The 20,456-nt window shown below is 46.2% G+C and carries 15 protein-coding genes and 2 tRNA genes; 7 read left to right on the top strand and 10 right to left on the bottom strand.

The features are described from left to right. Window positions 1-281: 281 nt before the first annotated feature. From H6626_07535 to H6626_07520, 4 genes are all read right to left on the bottom strand, one after another. Window positions 282-1,430: a hypothetical protein gene (locus tag H6626_07535; GenBank protein USN46080.1), complete on the bottom strand. Its 1,149-nt coding sequence runs from the start codon at window positions 1,428-1,430 to the stop codon at window positions 282-284. Beyond that, on the bottom strand, window positions 1,420-2,394 hold the full coding sequence (locus H6626_07530) for a hypothetical protein (protein USN46079.1): 975 nt from the start codon (window positions 2,392-2,394) through the stop codon (window positions 1,420-1,422). Before H6626_07530 ends, H6626_07535 begins: the two co-directional genes overlap by 11 nt. Before the next feature lie 392 nt (window positions 2,395-2,786). Continuing rightward, window positions 2,787-4,439, bottom strand: a complete 1,653-nt coding sequence (locus H6626_07525; GenBank protein ID USN46078.1) for a hypothetical protein — start codon at window positions 4,437-4,439, stop codon at window positions 2,787-2,789. A gap of 519 nt (window positions 4,440-4,958) precedes the next feature. Continuing rightward, window positions 4,959-7,778: a VCBS repeat-containing protein gene (locus H6626_07520; GenBank protein ID USN46077.1), complete on the bottom strand. Its 2,820-nt coding sequence runs from the start codon at window positions 7,776-7,778 to the stop codon at window positions 4,959-4,961. Between the two features lie 680 nt (window positions 7,779-8,458). Between H6626_07520 and H6626_07515 the strand changes: the two genes are divergently transcribed. After that, complete coding sequence (locus H6626_07515) at window positions 8,459-9,820, top strand: ATP-binding protein (protein USN46076.1); 1,362 nt, start codon at window positions 8,459-8,461, stop codon at window positions 9,818-9,820. 420 nt (window positions 9,821-10,240) lie between these two features. Here H6626_07515 and H6626_07510 read toward each other — a convergent pair whose 3' ends face one another. Both H6626_07510 and murJ read right to left on the bottom strand, forming a co-directional pair. Continuing rightward, window positions 10,241-10,669 (bottom strand): hypothetical protein, encoded by a 429-nt coding sequence (locus H6626_07510; GenBank protein USN46075.1) that lies wholly within the window; start codon window positions 10,667-10,669, stop codon window positions 10,241-10,243. After that, on the bottom strand, window positions 10,669-12,279 hold the full coding sequence (murJ, locus tag H6626_07505; protein USN46074.1) for a murein biosynthesis integral membrane protein MurJ: 1,611 nt from the start codon (window positions 12,277-12,279) through the stop codon (window positions 10,669-10,671). The genes H6626_07510 and murJ overlap by 1 nt, the downstream gene beginning before the upstream one ends. A gap of 115 nt (window positions 12,280-12,394) precedes the next feature. Between murJ and H6626_07500 the strand changes: the two genes are divergently transcribed. Next, entirely contained in the window at window positions 12,395-12,661 is a 267-nt protein-coding gene (locus H6626_07500) for a 30S ribosomal protein S20 (protein USN46073.1), read from the top strand. An 8-nt stretch (window positions 12,662-12,669) separates the two neighbouring features. On the opposite strand, the gene H6626_07495 is transcribed toward H6626_07500, so the two are convergent. The 3 genes from H6626_07495 to H6626_07485 all read right to left on the bottom strand — a co-directional run bounded on the left by H6626_07495 (window position 12,670) and on the right by H6626_07485 (window position 14,773). Next, a complete protein-coding gene (locus tag H6626_07495; protein USN46072.1) occupies window positions 12,670-13,026 on the bottom strand; it encodes a PilZ domain-containing protein in 357 nt (118 codons plus the stop codon). A gap of 176 nt (window positions 13,027-13,202) precedes the next feature. Further along, complete coding sequence (gene holA, locus H6626_07490; protein USN46071.1) at window positions 13,203-14,201, bottom strand: DNA polymerase III subunit delta; 999 nt, start codon at window positions 14,199-14,201, stop codon at window positions 13,203-13,205. After that, window positions 14,201-14,773 (bottom strand): LptE family protein, encoded by a 573-nt coding sequence (locus tag H6626_07485; protein ID USN46070.1) that lies wholly within the window; start codon window positions 14,771-14,773, stop codon window positions 14,201-14,203. Before H6626_07485 ends, holA begins: the two co-directional genes overlap by 1 nt. A gap of 133 nt (window positions 14,774-14,906) precedes the next feature. Between H6626_07485 and H6626_07480 the strand changes: the two genes are divergently transcribed. From H6626_07480 to H6626_07460, 5 genes are all read left to right on the top strand, one after another. Beyond that, window positions 14,907-16,079, top strand: coding sequence for an alanine--glyoxylate aminotransferase family protein (locus H6626_07480; GenBank protein ID USN46069.1), 1,173 nt, complete (start codon window positions 14,907-14,909; stop codon window positions 16,077-16,079). Further along, window positions 16,080-17,045, top strand: a complete 966-nt coding sequence (locus tag H6626_07475) for a phosphoglycerate dehydrogenase (protein ID USN46068.1) — start codon at window positions 16,080-16,082, stop codon at window positions 17,043-17,045. Between the two features lie 12 nt (window positions 17,046-17,057). Next, window positions 17,058-18,356 carry an adenylosuccinate synthase gene (locus tag H6626_07470; protein USN46067.1) on the top strand — a complete coding sequence of 433 codons (1,299 nt, stop codon included), beginning with the start codon at window positions 17,058-17,060 and terminating at the stop codon, window positions 18,354-18,356. An 81-nt stretch (window positions 18,357-18,437) separates the two neighbouring features. Beyond that, window positions 18,438-18,513, top strand: a tRNA-Lys gene (locus H6626_07465). Between the two features lie 9 nt (window positions 18,514-18,522). Continuing rightward, a tRNA-Glu gene (locus H6626_07460) sits at window positions 18,523-18,598 on the top strand. Between the two features lie 266 nt (window positions 18,599-18,864). Here H6626_07460 and H6626_07455 read toward each other — a convergent pair. Beyond that, window positions 18,865-20,238, bottom strand: coding sequence for an ATP-binding protein (locus H6626_07455; protein USN46066.1), 1,374 nt, complete (start codon window positions 20,236-20,238; stop codon window positions 18,865-18,867). Window positions 20,239-20,456 lie beyond the last annotated feature (218 nt).

Below are 20,456 nucleotides of genomic sequence, written 5' to 3'. Positions count from 1 at the left end.
GGAGTATGTTGTGGGGCCTTCAATTGAGTGGGATTGTGGGGAGTGTCCAATGGAGAAAAAAGTGACACTTTTTGTCAGCCTTAAATGGCCCCTCTCGTTCTAGATCTGTGGGGTGCGTGCCTTCCTACTAGGTATTGCAGCGCTAAGGCCAGCATTAAATTTTTCGACTGGTGTTGTCCAGGAAAGGTGGCTTCTTAGAGCCTTAAGTGGGTGGAGAAGATTTGCGGGGATGTGGGGATTCGCTGTTGGCGGCAACTTTCTCTCTGGTTATTTTGTCACAATCAGTACCCAGAGGGTCGACCGTTATAGATAAATAGGTTTGATGTGTAGGTTGCTGGAAATACAGCAAAAGTGCCAGAGCTGACGCCGCCTGTTGAGCCATTTGTGGCTTGGCCATAGGCGCCTCCATCTGTACCGCAGTGGTCAGTTTGATTATAGGTCGTATCTTCTACGTCAACAGGAAGGTTGACCTGGGAGCCATCAGCTAGGGTTGATACCCACATAAAAATATCCCCAGCGGCGTTATCTACAAAAATAATCACTGTATATTGTTGATTAGGTAAAAGGGGTTGGGAACTTGTGACTCGCGGCGATCCAGCAGCTGTGGATGATCCTGAATGAAACTCCAGGTAACCACTGGCATCGACTAAAAGCCCTTGACCTTTGCCTGAGCCACCAGATTCAAAAATAAGAGTCCTTGATACCGGCATTGATGCTGGGGTGATGAAGGAGACTTGAAAGATGTGATCAAGAACATCGGTATTTGTGGCCCAGGTGCCAAAGTTGGTATTTTCTGCATAAGACTGAACAGGGGCTAGACCATCAATAAGGGGGCTAAAGCTCCATGCGCTCGAAGTGGAGCCAGAGCCGGGGGTGGTTGATACGGTTGAGGTGAGGCCGTCTTCGTTGGTGACTCGGATGGAAATGTAGTAATCTGTGCCTGCGGCGAGGTCGTCAATTGTACCATCGCCGAGGCCGTCAAAATCGAGACTCAGACCCGCTTCGGTAGGTTGAAAGGTGCTCCAATCTCCAGGATCGTGGTTGTTTGCACTGTTGCCACCGTTCAGAGAGCTTGTAATGTCTGTCCAATCGAGTACGTTGCCAATGGTTTCATCAGATAAATCGCTATTTGGAGTGACCGTCTCTGTCGTGATAGCTATTTCAATAGAAGAGATATTCATCTGATCGGCATCATCATTAATGAGAGACGTAAAATCAGTTGTGGGAGCCTGCTTGTTGTTTGCGTCACTACTGATTCCAATGGTGCCGGTGAGTTCAGGGTAATCTGGTGGTTCGGGAGTGGGTGCGGCAGACTCACTTGATCCATAAGATGTATCCGCCGTACTGACTGTGCCGGCTGGATTGCACGCACCGGTCCAAAGAGTCCATAGAAAAATAAGTGAGATTTTGATAGCGGTCTTAGTATTCATAGCCTACCAACAATCCGTAATTCACAGTCGATTGCGAGTAATTGGCAATTTCCTGCGAAAAATATTCGAATAGGCCACCAAAATAAATGTGCTGGTCGATGCCTATCCATTTATTATTATACTCTATCCCAAATCCATTTTCAGGATTTAGTTCAGATGACCCTGGTAAATCGTATTTAAGGAAAATATTGTTATAAAATGATCCATTAAGAATATCCAATTTCGCGGCATAGCCTACGACCATTTCATTTTGAGACAGCTTTTTCATTGTAATGGTGGTGGTGTCATTTGGGACTAAAAATAAACTAGTTTTGATTCCCACACGGCCTGAGATGCTGTGAATGGCAGAGATTTTGTAGCTCGCACCAATGTGCAATTTTGTGAGTTGGTGACTTCTATTTTCAAAAATTCGATTTTCGAACTCAGCATAACTATGCGCTTGGTACCCTCCGCTAAATGAATATGTGAAATCTTCATTTGGGAATAGTGATGCTGTAACGTTAATACCATGATTAAGGTTCGAAACTGCGGTGGCCTTTGAACTATCTGATTTTGCTATGGACGTGATGGTGCCGAATGAGGGGTAGTACTCGGCAGATAAAGAGTAATCCAAGGGTTTGTAATCGTCTATGGGACCTGCCATGCGTGCAGGGAGGGGGCTGGCGGAGGCGGATTGCCGTTGCACAGAGCCATAGTGTTTAGCCAGGGGCGGAGCCGTCACCGTCCCATAACCGTTTGATGGTAGGTTCACATGTATAACTGGAGTCACTTGTACGGCAGGATAATTTTCAAATATTCGGCTATAGCACTGGAAGTTTTCGCCAAACTTTTTCGCTACCGGAACGAACACGATTTTACCAGGTATGAGGTAGTTGATGCTTTTTAAATCCCGATTGAGCTTTTTAAATTGATCAAGGGTAGATTTGTTTGGGCTAGTATGCCCATAAACCCTTAGTATGTGCATTGTGTGCTCGTAGGGCTGCACTAGGTGTGAACAAACCTTTGCAAATACTTCGTGTGGAACAAAGTAAATTAGAAAAAGTGCGATATATAGATAGAACCTTTTCATAGTCTTAGTATCGGATAAAAACCTGATAAAATAAAATTTCATTTAGACCATGGTCGGATCCATCCAGGCAAACTAGATATAGGTTGAGTAACGATACGTTTGATTTTCGTATTCGGACCTAAGCCGCAGTGTAAAGTGGGTCCATGGTTCGGTGTTTCACCAATAACCCTTGTGAATTATTAATAGCGGTTGATGGTTGCGTCGTTGGTTTTTCGAAAACTAGAAATGGATTATTCAGGTGTCTGCCCGACGACTAAAAAATGGTCGGAATGCCTACAAAGATCTCGTTATTTAGCGCCAGTTACGTAAATCTCGTATTGCTCATCCACTTCTTGGTCTGACTTATAAACAACCTTTAGCCCGTCGGCGGAGACTGTAAATTCCGTACCCCATTGCATTCCCCCCCCTGATGTGGCATCACCTGAAATCTTTTTTATATCACTGCCATCGAGGTTCACTGAATAAAGATCATATGAACCCGACGTAGACGGTCGATGTGAGAATATCACTCGGTTACTACTTGTAATCTGCAACTGACCAACGTCTCCGGAGCTCATCAATGGCGTGTTCGAGCCGCCGTCGACATCCATCGAGTAAAGGTGCTGACCTGATCCGGTGTTGAATTTGTAGACGATTTTTGTTTGATCAACTGACTCCTGAAAACTTGTTACCCCTGTGCCCGATGCATAGTTGGTAAGTTTAGTTGAGGGTCCTCCTGCTAAAGGAACTTTGTACAGTTGACCTATAGTCTCGCCTGATAGTTTGCCGACAAAATAGGCATGTGACTGGTCCCGTGAATATGCGTAACTGTTGACCGAATAGGATGAAGGCACCGTTTCTAGTTGGGTGAGGCGGGTGCTACCGGTCGATGTCGTCGATGATTTGTAAAGGGCAAATTGGTTAGATGGCGATTCTTTTCCGAAATATATCACTGTATTTCCATCAGAGCTGATTTTAAATTGGGAGCAGGAGAAATCCACTTGTGAGGCATAGTTAACGCTTGGAGAGGTGAGATCTATCGCGCCTTGGATTCCCGCCGTGGCTCCATAAAGATAACAATTGGTCACCGGTTGGCTAGATCCGTAGACCAATCGATTGCCGCCAGCTGAGTATCCGGTGAAAAAAACCCAATCACCTGTTCCGGGGGCTGTGGTATTTGTGTAGGCGCCTCCATTAATAGACACAGTAAAGAGCTCTTTATTAGCGTTGTCATCTTGTGTGCCCCAGTAGGCAACCGTCTGGTCGTCAGGCAGCATAAAGATGTTATCAACACCAGGGTTATCTGACGCTAACGGGCCATTGAGTACATAGGCGCTATCATCATCCCCAACTACAGCAGCCATCACCACTGATTTTAAGGGCCCTGAATACTGGGCTAAAAACACAACTTTTGCCCCACTATCAGCAAATCGCGGAAAAGTGGAAACTGTACCGGTTAAGGCACTCACATTTACGGGCGTCCCCCCAGAGAGGTCCAGCGTGAACACATCGCGTGAGCCATCGCCATTGTCGTCGGCGGAATAAGTGATGTGGCTGCAGTCTGGCGAAAGACTAAATTGTAATACGGATTGGCCAGGGGCAAGAGTCTGATTGAGCTTTCGAAAGTTGCCGCCGTTGAGATCAGATTCGAAGAGTTCATTGATTCCGTCAGTATACACATCACCAATAAAGTAAACCTTGTTTGTTGCGGCACACGTATAGTAGGTATCCAGGTCGCCGCCAATCACCACGTCAGGATGGAGCTTTGCCCCCGTCACTTCTGTGTTCCAGAATTGTTCGTTGCCACTGCTATCGGTAATTCGTATTTGTACGTCACCGAGGCCCCAATTCAATGAAACAGTACCATTGCTATCCACAGTGGCCTGTCCAGCAACCACTTCATAGGTGTATGGCGGTGTTCCACCGCTAGGCGCGATATTATTTGTAGTTCCGACCCCCATTTGTGCAGGTGCTGCTGCAACAACTAGAGGTGTTGTCGGAGTTGACGGCAATGAATCCGATCTTATGACTCCATAGATTCGGTTGTCACCAAGACGGCAAGAAGTCGATGCAATGAAAAACATCGAAAAGAGCAGACGGACCAGGGCTCCATAACGTACCATTGTTGGGTAACAGCGGCCAGTTTTTGGCAGCTGAGCTTCAGAAGTGAAGAATCTAAGATTTCTGCATCTCAAGTTCAATCCTTTTAAAATTAGTAAAATAAATAATCAGCCGTAAGTCTTATCGGAAAAATATGGAATTTCTTGAGAGGTTTTAGGCGTGCGATAGAGATTTTTTTGATTTTGTTTTAAATTGAGAATTTACGTACTAGCCAAATTAGACTGAGATTCAGTTGTGGACATGGTGAGTCGGCACCAGATTAATGAGATTTCACGTTGTCTGCTGACATTCATGGTATTGAGTCATGGTCCATTTTATATCATTTTGAGAATATTGATTGTAAAAAATCATTCGAGGGTCTACCGAAGAACAATGTAGGGCGAGAATAGGTTGCCGACCACGCCGAGGAGATCCAATTTTCCGTTGCCGTTAAAATCAGCTGTGGTGGGATAGGACAACGATATTAGCCCACTAGAGATCAGGTTTTCGCCTCCGAATGTTCCCAGGCCGTCAGTGTTCTCATACCAATTGAGGCCTGAAGCTCTGAAAGCCACCAAATCGAGGTCGCCGTCGTTGTCAAAATCCAACGATTCTAAAAACCCTGAGGTGAAGCCCAAACTCGTGGGAGCTGAAAATGTTCCAGCACCGTCAGTGTTTTTCACCCAAGAATTCGTACTGGCACCCAGTCCAAAGCAAACCATGTCGAGGTCGCCGTCACCGTCTAAATCAGCAAACTCCAATCCGGGGTGAGGGATATTGGTATTGTTGATGCATAACTGACCAGTCATGATGTTGCGAATGGTGCCAAAAGTGCCTGCGCCATCGGTATTTTCAATCCAATGGACACCTCTGTGTTGGGTAGAAAAGTTGACGTAGTGATATTTTAGCACAACCAAATCTAAATCCGAGTCGCCATCAATGTCTTCCAGTCGTAGTGAAAGTGGGTCTATTAACGACGTGGTGATCACATTTTGCGAGCCAAATGTTCCATCGCCATTATTGAGGTACATGGCGGTTTTCTCATCGCCATCTGAAACTGAAAAAATATCTGGATCGCTGTCGTTATCAATATCTGCAATGATAAAGTCTTTTAGGTTGTTTACCGCAGAAGTAATAACAATCCGGCCAGAGAAACCAGGGTTGAGATTCTCATACCAAAAAATCTGACTGGTACTAGCAGTCACGATATCCAAATCGGAGTCGCCGTCCATGTCAACAACCCGCAAGTTTTTTTGTATCGGCAAATAATCTGATACCAAATTGTGATTGGCATTCATTTTACCCTGACCATCGGTATTCTCAACCCAAACAACACTGGTGCCGGTTAATGCAATAATGTCCAGGTCGCCATCGGCATCAAAATCTACAACGTCGTGAAGATAGACCCCAGTGAGTTGGTTGGTGACAGAGTCAGCCGGTCCAAAAGCGCCGTGGCCATCTGTATTTTCAATCATGACTAAATCAAATGGGTCATCAAAAGCGACTATAACGTCTAGATCCAGGTCGCCATCATAATCAAGAACACTAAAGCCATCGATATCTTGGCCCATCAGTTCAGTGGCCAGAGTGACACCTGCCGATAACGTGCCTAAGCCATCAGTATTTTCATGCCATTGCACCTGATTATTGCCCGTAGCTCTTTTTGTAACAAAATCTAAATCGCCATCGCTATCCATATCAGCCACGAGACTTATATAGTTTGTAAAATAGGTATTAACTGTTTCGTAATCAGCCATAGGTACCAATGTGCCGGCGTTGTTCTTGTAAACTCGCAATGACGAAATAAAGTCAGGGTCACCGTCACCATCGAGATCACCGTGGGCCAGTTGGAGAGCGCCCGACACCAATACTTCAGGTCCCGAGAAGGCGCCAAGTCCGTCGGAGTTGCGAAACAAGACGGTGTCAGATCCTAAATTGGCGACAATATCTAAATCACCATCAGAGTCAAAATCCACAATCATGGGATTGCTATAAGGAAATATCGTGAACCCGGTATGGATCGGTTGGGTGGAATAGCTGCCGTCACTGTTTGAGAGGACACAGCCTAGTTCCTGTGCCACGGCTAAAAAATAAATAAAGTCAGGCTGACCATCGCCATTAAAGTCTCCCATATCTATTGCAAACGGAGCTTCCGGCAGGTCGACTATTTGGACGGGCATTAAAAATCGACCATAGGCTGCAACTTGGTTCGGAAACCAAACGATTTGGTTTTTAAGGGGTGCTACCACATCCTTGGTGCCGTCACCATTAAAGTCGTAAACTGTGACGGCTCCGCCGTAAGTTTTTGATAATAGGCTCACAGGCTTAAATGTGCTGTACTTTCCAAGGCCATCCAGATTTTCCGCCCAAAGGTATTGGTCGTACGCCGACAAAACAATATCCAAATCACCATCGCCATCAAGATCTACGGGGGTGATTGCATGAACAACGTCAGTGAGGCCTTCTATTCGGGACTCAATGATTTTATCAGTGAAAATATCAGATAAATTTCCCGCGCTCACATTACCAGCCTTATCCACAGACCGAACTTCGACAAGATATCGATCGCCCGGTGTTAAACTAGTTAGGCCCGAAAATGAATAGCCTGTCTCCACAGTGACCCATGGTTCCACTTCAGTGACGCCATCGGCAGCAACGATTCTAGCTTCGTAGTGATGAATATCGCCATTGCCTTGGTCAGCGGCGGCCGAGAAGTTTAGTTCAGGTGTAGTGCTCGCATCAAAGCTGGAGCTTAAATTGAACGTCAAAGTATCTGGCGGAAGGGGTTCCAAACTGTCATGAGTGATTGATTGACTAATGCAGGTCGATTCAAGGCCGTCGGCGGTGCGAAATTTAATAAAAACCGACACGAGGTCATTAAGATGCTCAAGGGGAATTGTGGCTGAAGCACTGATTGGCTCCCAGCTCTGGGTAGACTCACATTGAGAGGCGTCTTGGTGGACAGAATATTCCACTGCGCCATCGGGCTCGATTTGCAAAGTTACACTGGTCGCAGACACATAGCTGCTACCGCCATTGATCAAAAAACTGGGCTGAAACTGACCAGCCCCGCTAGCACCACTGATGCGGCCGTGGATTTGATTGTCACCCAGTTGACAGCCAAGAAGAAAAACAAGTGAAACTGCAGAGTAAAGCAGCACAGACTGATTGAAATACGTTCCGAACATCATTTTTTTCAATTGCGTTATCACCCTTGTTCGATAAAAAATGCCACCTATCCGGTGACTTAGCCTAAAGTCTTATCGGTGGGGTTCGAAATTAATTTAGCTTTATTTTGCGGTATACCGCAAAAATTTAGTATTTGTGGGCAGAATCGTCTTATTTTAAGACAATTTTGTCTGGCTCTGTTGTTTTACAGCGATACTGTTACCTAAATTTAACCGCGACATCCTCACCCTAGTGTTTTTAGGGGAAGCCCGTTGTATTTTCTGAATGTCATTCATGACCTCCTAAAAAAAAGACCATCAAAGGGCTTAAAAAATGTCGACAAAACTACGGCGCCACAAGTACGTCCGCATCAAGATTGCCATCGCGTGTGGATTGCTAAATTTCAATCAAAATCTTTTGGCGTATACAACTCGTAGCTCTAAGAAAAATGTCCCGATGTTCGCCGCTAATTGAATTGACCTGCCAAAAATGCCGAAAATATCCAGCAAGATAAATTGCGACGGCTTGGTTTATCTTACCGATACCTTTGAGCAACAGCAAATAGGTCGGAATTTTGACAAAAAAACCTTAAAATAGGTCGGCTTTTTAGCAAAAATAGTGAAAACAGGTCGGTATTTTGTCCAAAAATGTTGAAAACAGGTCGGTATTTCGTCATAATGTCTATGAAGTAGTTAATAGACAAGAGGATTTTATGAATTACCTGGCGCGAGGAGCTCTTCAACACCTAAATGATTGGCACATCAAGGCCTCGCGTAAGCCCTTGGTGATTCGGGGTGCCCGGCAGGTCGGCAAAACAGAATTGGTGAGGCAATTTGCTGCGGTGAATGGTCTAGACCTTGTGGAGGTGAACCTAGAGGAAAGCTTCATAAGTGAGTTCGATCAAGATTCGTTCGATGTAGATCGTTGCCTAAACGAAATTATGGCTGTGGCAAACAAGAAGCTTAAATCCAATTCATTAGTATTTATTGATGAGATTCAAGAGAGCCAAAAAGCTTATAGCAGGCTGCGTTTTTTCAAAGAAAAGAAACCAGAATTGCCGGTGATTGCTGCCGGTAGCCTGCTTGAAGTGGTGCTGCGGCAATTGAAATTGAAAGCGCCGGTGGGCCGAGTAGAATATCTTTACATTGGACCGTTCACCTTCGACGAGTTTTTGAAGGCAAGGGGCAAAAATGTATTGGCAGAATTTGTTGACCAGTTCAGGCAAGGCGATTTTGCGGCACTGACCGAGTCCATTCATAATGAGCTAGTCAAACAGCTGACCGATTTTTTCTTTGTGGGTGGAATGCCGGAGGCCATAGTGGCTTTTAATCAAAGCAATGGGAGCTATGTGGCGGCCCGTGAGCTGCAGCAACACTTGTTGCAGTCCTACCATGAAGACATTGAGCGGTATGCTTCAGGCAAACAAGGCGAGGTCTTGCACGATGTACTCAATTCATTGCCTTACGAGATAGGCAAAAAAACAATTTATTCGCGCCTATCACGAGCAAAAACACCGTATATTAAGGAAGCCTTGGACATTTTTGAGGGTATCTTTTTGGCCCAAAAGGTTTTTCATTCAAACTGTTCAGGCTTACCGTTAAGCAAAACCGGAGATCGAAATGTCTTTAAGACATTTTTTCTGGATGTAGGTTTATATAATTGTCTCATGGGCCTTAAGTGGTCTGAGCTCGCTGAGCTAAGTCCCGATCTGCTTCTTAGCAAAGGCGACATGGCGGAGCAATTTGCTGCCCAGCACCTTTATCTAGATAGCTTTAAGACACAAAAAACAAATACCTACTACTGGTTGCGGGATAAGGTACCTGAGAACGCAGAGGTGGATTTTGTACTCCCTATGGACAACAAAGTGGTTCCTGTGGAGATCAAGTCTGGAAAAGCCGGTAGCCTGAAGTCATTGATTCGGTTTATGGGTGAACATCAGAAGGTCACGGATCAAGCGATTCGCTATGATTTAAAGTTTCGCACTCAGCTTGAAGAAACCGTGTCCTACCGTTGGCAGGGATCGCATGAGTCGGTAACCTTTCGCCTAAAAAGCCTGCCTCTTTATTGTATATGACCGGGCGTTGTATCAAAAAGAAATTTTCCAAATGTTGAAGTGGAATAGAAATATTTGCGAAAACCAAATTGGACAAGAAGCACTACTTTTCGATCTATTTTTTCGGGGAGGCAAAATACTTTTTCTCTTTGGCTTGCCGTGGCGGGTCTACACTTCACAGGCGGGAGTATTCACAATCACTAGCAAAATTTAATCAAAACTACGGCGCCACAAGTACGTCCGCATAATATTCGAGAAGATCATACAGATTGAAGGCTGAATACATGATTGGCTTCAGTTGAATCAGGGACTTGGAGTGCATCGGTCAGGCGCTCAAAAATGAGTGGGTACAATCCATTTAGTTGTGTGTTTACTTTGGTCGAAACCCTCAAAGAATGATGTGTCGGGAGTGACGGTACGAAACACGAAAAAGGCAGATTTTCACTGACCCTTTGGAAAACTCAAAAGAAACCCAACCGCCGACACAGCCAAAAACGGCAAAATCATATTTTGTTGAGATGAAAAAGACGCCACCATTCCATTGATTGCAATGCTTTCAAGAAAAGCCCAACGAATAATTAGGGGCACATTAGAGTTGCCTTTAGGCGCGGATTCCGACGGAGGAACAGGCGTTTGTTCTTTCGACGGGGTTTGCGCTGCGCGCGAAAGTATCGCGGGCATCACAAAACTCATCATCAAAATAACAAGGGACACAACACTTAACGCCATGGCTACGGGATTTGACAAATCAATCTCAAATGACGCCGGCATCGGCCCCACCTGCATTTCAACAACATAGGCATACATAAACAGGGTCAAAAAGAAAGACATCCATATGATTTTCAAAACGATTGGGTTTTTGTGACTCACTAAGGCCTCCTTGCTTGGCGTCGCTTCTTGATGAGAGAAATCACTGCTGCCGTGTCCGGTTGTTTTATAACTTTGTTCACAACAAAATATATGACAACGCCGGCAGAAATGGCTGTGAAAAGGGCTACGGCTCGGCCAAGGCCCAATGAGGGCAGGTTTTGTAGAGTGATCATCTGCCACAATAAATTATAAATCCAAAACACTGAAATACCCATGGTGATAGCTGCAGGTGATAGGTGCAAAATAGACTTAACGAGCGGCCAGATGCCCACGGGCCCAATAAAGTACCGGTAGGCACCAAGCACAATACCCACATTGAGAATACCAGAAACGGTGGTTGAGGCCACAAGTCCGGCAAGGCCATATTTATCAACCCACATGCTGGCAATAATCACATGGGCTACAAGGGCGACCACCGAAGCCACCGCCGGAAGCCATGTATTTTTAATGGCATAAAAACTAGTGACAATTACTCTGTGAAAACTGGTGGCTACCAAAAGAAAAGCATAAATCTTCACTACGGTAGCGGTAAGCTCGGCATCTTCAACGGAAAACTGGCCGCGCATAAATAACACTTCCACAATAGGCTGGGCCAGAGACCACATACCCACCGCACTTGGGATAGATAAAAACATGATAAGTCGCATGTGCCTTTGCGTAATCTGTCGTGCCTCATCATGGCGGCTCTGACTCCAGACTTCGCTCAACGTGGGCAGAAGGGCCGCGCCAAGACTCACGGCTATGAGAGATTGAGGTAGTTCCATAATTCGATCGGCCCAATAAATATAAGAATGAGACCCTTCGCCAAGACGACTGGCAAACTGAATATTTATCAAACTCATCAATTGTAAAACCCCAAGGCCAATGAGCCCAGGGACCATATTTTGTAATACGGTCTTCACGCCTTCAGCTTTGAAATCAATGCGAAGTGTTGGGAGATAGCCTTGCCGCCATAGCGGCCAGGCAACGATAAGAACCTGAGCCACTCCGCCAGCAATCACACCCCAGGCCAAAAAGGTGCCCGGCACTTCAGCCCAAGCGCTCGGTATGAGCGCAAACAGAATCAATACAAAATTAAATGCGGCGGGAGCCAGTGCTGGTAAGAAAAACTTTTTTAGTGAATTCATCAAAGCCATAAAAAAGGCATAGGCTGTGACCAAGAAAAGATAGGCGAACATGATTTTCGCTAGAAACACCGTTTGTTCGAATTTACCAGGAATAGCCATATAGCCCTGGCCACCCACCAAATAAGATAATAGGGGCTGCATAAACACGAACCCGGCCACACTTAATGCCGAAGTGGCTGAAAGCAGTAAGGTAAAAATCGCATCACTCAAGCGGCGAGCCCGCGCCTCACCATCTTCACGGCCGTCGTTGAGTTGCCCCACAAAAACTGGGATAAAACTCACCGCCAGCGATCCCTCGCCCAGTAGCCTTCGAAACATATTGGGCAGGCGGAAGGCCACAACGAAAGCATCAGTCACAGTGCGTGAGAAAAAGGCGGCCAGCACGATATCCCGGGCCAACCCCAAGATGCGACTGCTTAGGGTGCCTAAAGACATGAACGCGGCAGACCGTATAACTGATTGTTTTGGCTGATGTTTTTTCAAGTTGGTGGCTCCTGTAGCCAGTATTTGTGCGGGATTGGGCCTTGCACCTGCAAATGCAGTATGCTATGCACCACCGGTTACGGTAACACATTTAGTTAATCATTGGAGGTTGCAGTTGGCAAACCATAAGTCTGCGGCAAAAAGAGCCCGACAAACCGAGCGTCGGCAGTTGAGAAATTCACGCACAAAAAGCAGCGTGCGTACCACTGAAAAAAAGGTCTTAAAGGCTATTGAGGCCAAAAAAGTGGATGAGGCACAGTCGTTGCTCAGAGAATTCACTAGCGTTGTTAGCAAGGCCGCTCAAAAAGGTGTGGTGCATAGTAAAAAAGCCGCTCGTCGGATCGGTCGATTAGCCCAACAAATCAGCGCGCTTTCAAAATAGTTGGCCTTTTAGGCCACGTCATGAATCCCGCGGGAGGCCACATAGTTTCGGATCTTCCGGCGGGTTTTAAAATCAATATGATCAAAGTGTAGGCCGTAGCGAATTTGGCTAAATTCGCTATCGGGTTCAATACGGTATCGAACCGTGGCACCCATAACCACGTGTATCACACCCGGAATATTAAAGGTCACCACAAGGCGATCTCCATCCTTCAGTGGAACATCTGACAAAATCATCATACCCCCTTCACCGATTTCAACAGCGGTGTTGATATGATATTTGCCTTTAATAAGAAGGCCCACGCGGCGTCGAATAGCTCGCCTGGGAGTGCGCCTTCGTCGTAAAAAATGTTGGTCTGTGCCCATACCTTGGTATCGGAATCTACAAAAAAACTCTTAAGGTCTTAGTTGGATATTTGTTTAGGCTTCGGTTGATTTTGTCAGTGAAATGGCAAGAAAATTTAATGGGTTGTCTCGCTTTGAGACAAAGTGTCTCACAATGAGCACATCCGTCTTGCCGAAGAGGTTCGCTCACCCCATTTTTATTGGCAAGTTTGAACAATAAAGTTTTCAAGCCATATGTGCGAGGAGACGGGCGACGACTTCAAGGCTAGATCTGTTTTGTGGAGGGCATTTAAAGTTTTTGTAATCTTGCGATCATCCCACTTTTTGGCCTGTTCCTGATATTGTTTTAAAAAGAAATTGGGAATCCCCACTTTAGCACTCAGTTTAGCACCAGTCAGGCCAATGCTCTGTCCCTCTCGAAGGGCGGCCAAAATTCGAACGTGTCGTAAAATCAGTGAAAGCGCACCCACTTCACTTTGTCCATTTTCGAGAAGGTGCGCTAAATAGACAAGGGCACCACTGCGGTCTCTGCGTCCAATGGCATTAGTGAGGTCAAAAATACTATCAACCCTTGCGTGCGAGACCACCTTTAGCACATCATCAATTGTGGCTTCGGTTTTGTCGCCAAGGTATTGCTTAAGCTTCATGGTCTCGTTGTTGATTTCGCTTAGATTTTGTCCCACAAGTTGCAAGATCATTGTGCGCGCATCGGGTGAGAACTTTAAATCATGATTGTGTCCGATATAGTCAATCCAAGCCGGCAGTTGATTTTCAAAGGGGCGCCTGAGCTCCACGACAATGCCGTTGTCAGAAGTTTTTTTGAAAAACTTTTTTCTTTTATCCACTTTTTCAGCCACCATCACCAGGCAAGCTGTATCTAGTGGATTTTCAAGTAGATGAAATAAACTATCCCAGTCTTTATCTTTTAGGCTTTCAGTATTTTTTAAAACAACGAGCCGCCGTTCGGCCATCATTGGAAGCATTTCAATAGTGTCAGCCACTTGGCTCAAGTCGGTTTCGTCTGCAAAAAATTGGTCGTAATTAAAGTCAGCCGCTCCTTCACTGAGCACTTTGTCGCGAACCAATTTTACGGCTTCGTTCACTAGGTAGGTTTCTTCACCGAAGATAAGGTACACAGGAGCCGGCGAGCGCTTGTCTAAGGCTTGTTGCAGTCGCCGTAGGTCCCAGGTTGCCATTAAAAATTCTCCGTCATACGTCCGTAAGCTTCGGCCATCATATCTTTTGCCATTAATCGAATATTCTCATGTCGAGCACTGTGATTATAAAGAGGGTTGGCCGTGTTCACAACTTCTAAGCCGATTTGCGGCGCAGAATATGTTTTTTCCTTCTTAAAACCACCTTGCCAAATAATTTGATTGTCGCTTTTTTGACGAAGTCGGACCGTGGCTGATACCTCTATGCGGTATTCTGTAGTCAAAACAGTATCGCTGGGCAGCTGGGTCACGCGGTCTTCGGAGTCGCCGCCTTTTTTTTGTGCCACAGGCTTATACGCAATTTCTGTTATAATACCCTCAATGACAGCCTGGGATTGGTCTTTAGAGGTCACTTCGGCCACTTTAGATCGAACAAACTCGCGAATAATGGCATTGGTGAAATAAGTCTCGGCACCGACCAGTGAGGTTTGATTTTCAAAAACAGGAATGGCCACCTTTTGATGACCACCTGGCAGACTTCGATCACCGTAGCCAAACCTATAGGCGCAAGCCGCCCAAAAAAGACTCAGTGCTAAAATGATGAAATACCGCATGACCCTAAACACCCATTGAACCTACCGTTAAAGCCAGAATAGTGGCAAGTATTTAGCGGTTGTTGCTTGCTAATCCGTTTGCGATTATGACAGTGGCTGCCAACAAAATATGTGAGCTAAAGAAAGGCTTGACATGTCGATTTCTGATTTTTCGCGTTATCGATTGATGACCCCTGGTCCGGTTCCATTACCTCAACTGGCCCTTGAACAAATGGGGCAGCCTATGATTCATCATCGAACTCCCGAATTCACGCAAATCTTAGAGCGAGTGCTGAAAAAATTAAAAGAAGCTTTTTTAACAAAACAGCCAGTTATGATGCATGTATCAACGGGCTCTGGCGGAATGGAGTCGGCCCTTGTTAACACACTGTCGCCGGGAGATGAGGTGCTATGTGTGGTTTCAGGGAAGTTTGGTGAGCGCTGGCGGGACATTGCAATGGCTTATCACATGAAAACCCACACTATTGAAGTGCCTTGGGGTGAGGCCGTCGATCCATTTCAGGTGCGCAGTGCCCTAGAAGCGCGTCCACAGATTCGTGCAGTGCTTTGCCAAGCGAGCGAAACAAGCACAGCGGTGTTGCATCCCATTCAAGAAATCGCAGAAATTGTAAAAGCCCACCAGAACACCCTGTTTATGGTGGACGCTATTACGGCCATCGGGTCCACACCTTTACCGATGGATGAATGGGGGATTGATGTGGTGGTGGCGGGTTCACAAAAGGCGTTTATGCTTCCCACGGGACTTGCATTTGTGGCGTTATCAGAAAAAGCCTGGCGGTTTCAAAAGACTTCCACTTGCCCTCGATATTATTTTGATCTTGCGGCAGAAAAAGAGGCCAACTCCAGCGGCCAGACTCACTTTAGCTCAGCGGTGAGTCATATTAGGGCCTTGGATGTGGCACTGGATTTCTTTTCTGACGAGGGGCTAAAGCGCTCCATCAAACGAAGTCAGTTGATGGCCGATGTGTTTAGAGCGGGCGTGAAGGCTTTGGGTCTTGCACTTTATTCGAAGGCTCCCACTCCAGCGGTGACGGCAGTGCTACTGCCAGAAGAGATCGATGGCAAGAAGTTAAGAAAACACATCGAAGAGAAATACAATATTACCGTAATGGGCGGGCAGGGTATGCTGACAGGAAAAATTCTTCGAGTGGGACATTTAGGCAATATTAGTGATGACGATGTGGTCGCAACCATCGAGGCACTGGGTCTATCTTTAATAGATTTGGGACTAGCCACGCCAACTGCTGAGGGCTTAAATGAAGCTGTCAAGGGTGCGCAAACAGCGCTGCTCAAAGGTGAGATCTAAGTGATAAGCCCTCCGGTTAAAACTATTTTGGTCGCGGCCCCCTATACGGCTGAATCACTGACGAGGCTGAAGATTTCGCTTCCAGAGATGATTATAGAAAAATGTGAACCTTCGTGTTTAGTGGGAGAGCGTCCAGATGTGGCGGCCCTTTTAATTCGTTCAGGTACGGTCGTTGATGCAGAAATATTAAAACAGTTTCCAGAGTTAAAGGTTGTGGTCACGGCCACCAGTGGGTTTGATCATATCGATTTAGGACATTGTAAAGAGCATCGCGTGCAGGTGGGGTTTGTTCCCATGGCTAATCCCGAAAGTGCGGCCGAACTAACCATCTGGTTGATACTTTCTGTTTTGCGAAAGGCGCAGATGGCAGCGGTTGCCATAAACAAGAAACAATGGCGGTCGTCGGTTTCTGTGGGCCATGAACTTGCGGGAAAGACATTGGGCATTGTAGGGCTTGGGCGAATTGGGTCGCGAGTGTCAGAGCTTGCGAAGGCTTTTTATATGCACGTGGTGGCCTACGATCCCTATGTTTCAGAGAGTCATTTTGAACGGCTAGGCGTGGAGAGTTGCGGACTTATGGAGCTACTGCGTCAGGCGCAAGTGGTGAGTCTGCATGTGCCATTGACTGACGAGACCCGAGAATTGATTAACCGGCAGACCTTGGCTTATTTTGCCGCTGATGCCGTTTTGATCAACGCTAGCCGAGGCCGGGTGGTGAATGAGAATGACTTGATTGATGCACTAGACGAGCAACGCCTTGCCGGTGCGGGATTAGATGTATTCGTCAAGGAGCCGCTGGCACCGGGATCTCGGCTGCGTGACTTTCCGCAAGTGGTCATGACTCCACACATTGGGGCGTACACCCATGAGGCCCAATGGCGGGCATCGGATATGGCCGTGGATAAAATCATCAATTTTTTTCAGCAGGGCAGGTCGGGCTGGCCAGAGGACGAAACGCTGTGCTAAGGGTTATAGGTTATGCCAGGAATAGTTGTTGTAGGTTCACAGTGGGGTGATGAGGGAAAGGGAAAGGTCGTTGACGTTTTCTCTGCCCAATCCGATATGGTTGTCCGCTATCAAGGGGGCGCCAATGCCGGCCACACTCTCATTGTTGACGGTCAAAAGACGGTTTTACATTTAGTGCCTTCGGGTGTTCTGCACCCTAAAACCACCTGTGTGATTGGTAGTGGCGTGGTTTTGGACGTAGAAAACCTGGCCGATGAAATTCGCGCTCTTAAGGCCAATGGATTATTAAAGGATCCCAGTCAGTTGCTCATATCAGATGGAGCCACCGTATTGCTGCCATACCATCGTCTTTTAGACCAAGCCCGAGAAAATTCATTAGGACTTGAGAAAATAGGGACCACCCGCAAAGGCATTGGTCCCGCCTACGAGGATCGAGCGGCGAGGAAAGCTATTCTTTTTGGTGATCTTTTTGGTGAGGTGGTTGGTCTTAAGAAAAAAATCTCAGAGTCTTTAAAAGAAAAGAATTTTCTGCTTGAGAAGATGTACAACGAAAAACCCGTTGATGTGGATGAGGTCATTGAGTTTGTGCAAAAACTTGCCGAAGAGCTTGCACCCTATCGCTGTAAAGACACCTCGCTCCTTGTGCATAAGTCCTTAAAGGCCGGCAAAAAGGTGCTATTTGAAGGTGCTCAGGGCTCGTTGCTTGATTTATTGCATGGCACATACCCATACGTAACAAGCTCATCCACAATTGCGGGATCAGCTTGTGTGGGAGCGGGCGTTGGTCCACGAATGGTGGACAAGGTCATTGGAATTACTAAGGCTTACACCACTCGCGTGGGCAGTGGTCCTTTTCCCACAGAGCTCACTGACGAGGTGGGAGTGCGGCTTCGCGATGTGGGGCGAGAATATGGCGCCACCACAGGTCGAGAGCGTCGCTGCGGATGGTTGGATTTGGTGGCATTAAGGTATGCCATTCGTATCAACGGAATCACGAATATTGCACTGATGAAGCTTGATGTATTAAGCGGTCTAGATGAAATCAAAGTTTGTACAGCCTATGAGCTTGATGGCGAGTCGATCACCGAGTACCCGGTCACTCCAGGCAGTTTGGGTCGTGTAAAGCCCATTTATCACACATTAAAGGGGTGGTCTGAGCAAGTGGATGAAATCAACTCGCCCCATGATCTCCCCCGGCAGGCCCATGAGTATGTCCAGTTCATTTCTGAGGAATTGGGGATACCCATAGACGTGATCTCAGTTGGCCCAGGGCGCAACCAAACCCTCTGGATTAAGCCACTTTTCAATTGATTTACGCCAGAGATTGTTAAAATTTCTCCAATTGAGAGTTGACAGATAAGCCCAGATCTTCGAAATTGGCTGGCTCAGGTTGATCCGCTAGCTCAGTTGGTAGAGCATCTCCCTTTTAAGGAGAGGGTCGATGGTTCGAGTCCATCGCGGGTCACCAATTTCCTAAGTTCCCTTCGTCTAGAGGCCTAGGACATATCCCTTTCACGGATAAGACACGGGTTCGACTCCCGTAGGGAACGCCACTTCGTCCGAAGATGACTCTATGACTTTACCACTCACAGTCGTTCAGAGATGTAAGCTCCTTCGGGAGTCGAACATCGGCGCAGCCGATTTGTCGAAGAACGTTCGTTTTTAAAAAGTTGATTTTTGCGTACAGGCAGGGTTCTACAGGCAGACGGGATCTCTTGATATATGTAAAACATCTATGGGTTCCCTTAATAAGTTCGAAAATCGTGGGAACTGCTTGAGTTTTATGGCCGAAAAATAAATTTACCTGCGAGGGTTTTTATTAGAATCGCGTGTAGTTGTTGTAGATGTCTATGTCTTCGACCATTCCGGGATACGGGTGGGGGAATCCGTCGGATAGCAGAAACTGTTCTACCGTGATTCCTTTGATTTGCTCAGTTTGAAACTCACGTTGATTCACTACCAAGAGTTTCTTTTTAGGAAATACTTTAGGAAACCAAGCAAAATCCAATGGGCTTGTTTTGCCAAGCTTCACTTCGATAAATGTGCCTTCGGCGTCTACAAAATCAATTTCATGTTCTTTTGAAGCCCAAAATCCAATGTCTTCTGGGCTTTCAACGCCGCGAATGCATTGTCGACGAAAAAGTTCTTGTGCAACTAGCCACTCGAGCCATTTTGATTGGTCATTTGACGAAATCTGTTTGAAGTCGTGTACACATGTCATTCGGTTTGAAGAAAATGCCAGAGCCACAGCCAAATTGACGAAATGAAATTTCACAGGTTTTCTTTGAAGGTAAATTTGTTTGTGCGAATCCCACTGAGGCGAGGGCACCACAGCAAGTAAATCCGAAAGTTGCTCGATATATTCGGCCGCCAATGTATTATTTGCCAGGCCCGATTCGCGAGCCAATTTCAAGTAACCGGTACGTGCACCGGCTTGGTTGAAAATAGTTCGTAAAAGGGCTAAAAGAAATCGTCTCGATCGCCCACTTCTAATGAGTTCCCCAATGATCCAATCTCGAACTATTTCGTAAAAATAGTCGGGTATCTTTTCCAACTGCCAGATCTCGTTGGCTGCAATGGGCGAGCCTCCACTGAGTAAATAAGCTATCCATGTGTCTTCGCCTAGATCCTGATGGTTTTGAACGTAGAAGTCCTTGTATGAAACTCCGGTAAAGATAAAGTCTGTTCTACCCAGCTTGCCTTTTCTTCCGGGTAAACGCTCTGAACCACGGCGAATGTCGGTGGCCTTTGAGCCAGTCGTTACAACCAGTACATCTTTAATTTCCCCTCGGTCTGCGATTCGTTTTAGGGCTTTTTCCCAATTGGCGACAGCCGAAATCTCATCGATAAATAGCCGTTTAACTGGTGCTGTTTTGGCATACATAGGCACTAATTCTACAATACGCTGCTCAAGTTCATCAGCATCAATGATGTCGTCGCCATTGAGATAAAAGGCTGTACCTTTACCGAAATCTTCCAATGTATACTTGAGTTCAAGCTCCATCCAGGTGCTTTTACCGAACTGCCGCGGTCCTCTCACAAGAAGAATCCCCGGTTCGGTGGGAAGTTCATCTAATCCAAAATTAAATCGAAAAGTACGGGCATGGGCCTCGTACTCTTCGATTTTGGGCCAAAGGTCCAATCGATCGATCTCACCTTGACGAAATAGTCTGTTTCTTTGGTTAACGTTCATAGCGTTATTATTATTAACGTTGTGAGCGTTAATGTCAATAATGCGCGTAAAAATAAGGAGTTACAGGACAAAAGGCGATCAACATGACAGGTTTTTCTTTTAAGAGTTCCAGCAAGCACCCAACTCCAGCAAACGGAGAGGGCAACGATCACCACATTAGCAATATTTGGGGCGAAGGTGGGTAATTTGTGACACCTCAAGAAACTTCCAATTCTATT

The sequence above is a fragment of the Pseudobdellovibrionaceae bacterium genome (assembly GCA_023898385.1).
In the GTDB taxonomy this organism is placed as follows: Bacteria; Bdellovibrionota; Bdellovibrionia; order Bdellovibrionales; family UBA1609.
Note: the sequence above shows the minus strand (reverse complement) of the source record. Positions and strands in the feature narration are given on the sequence as shown.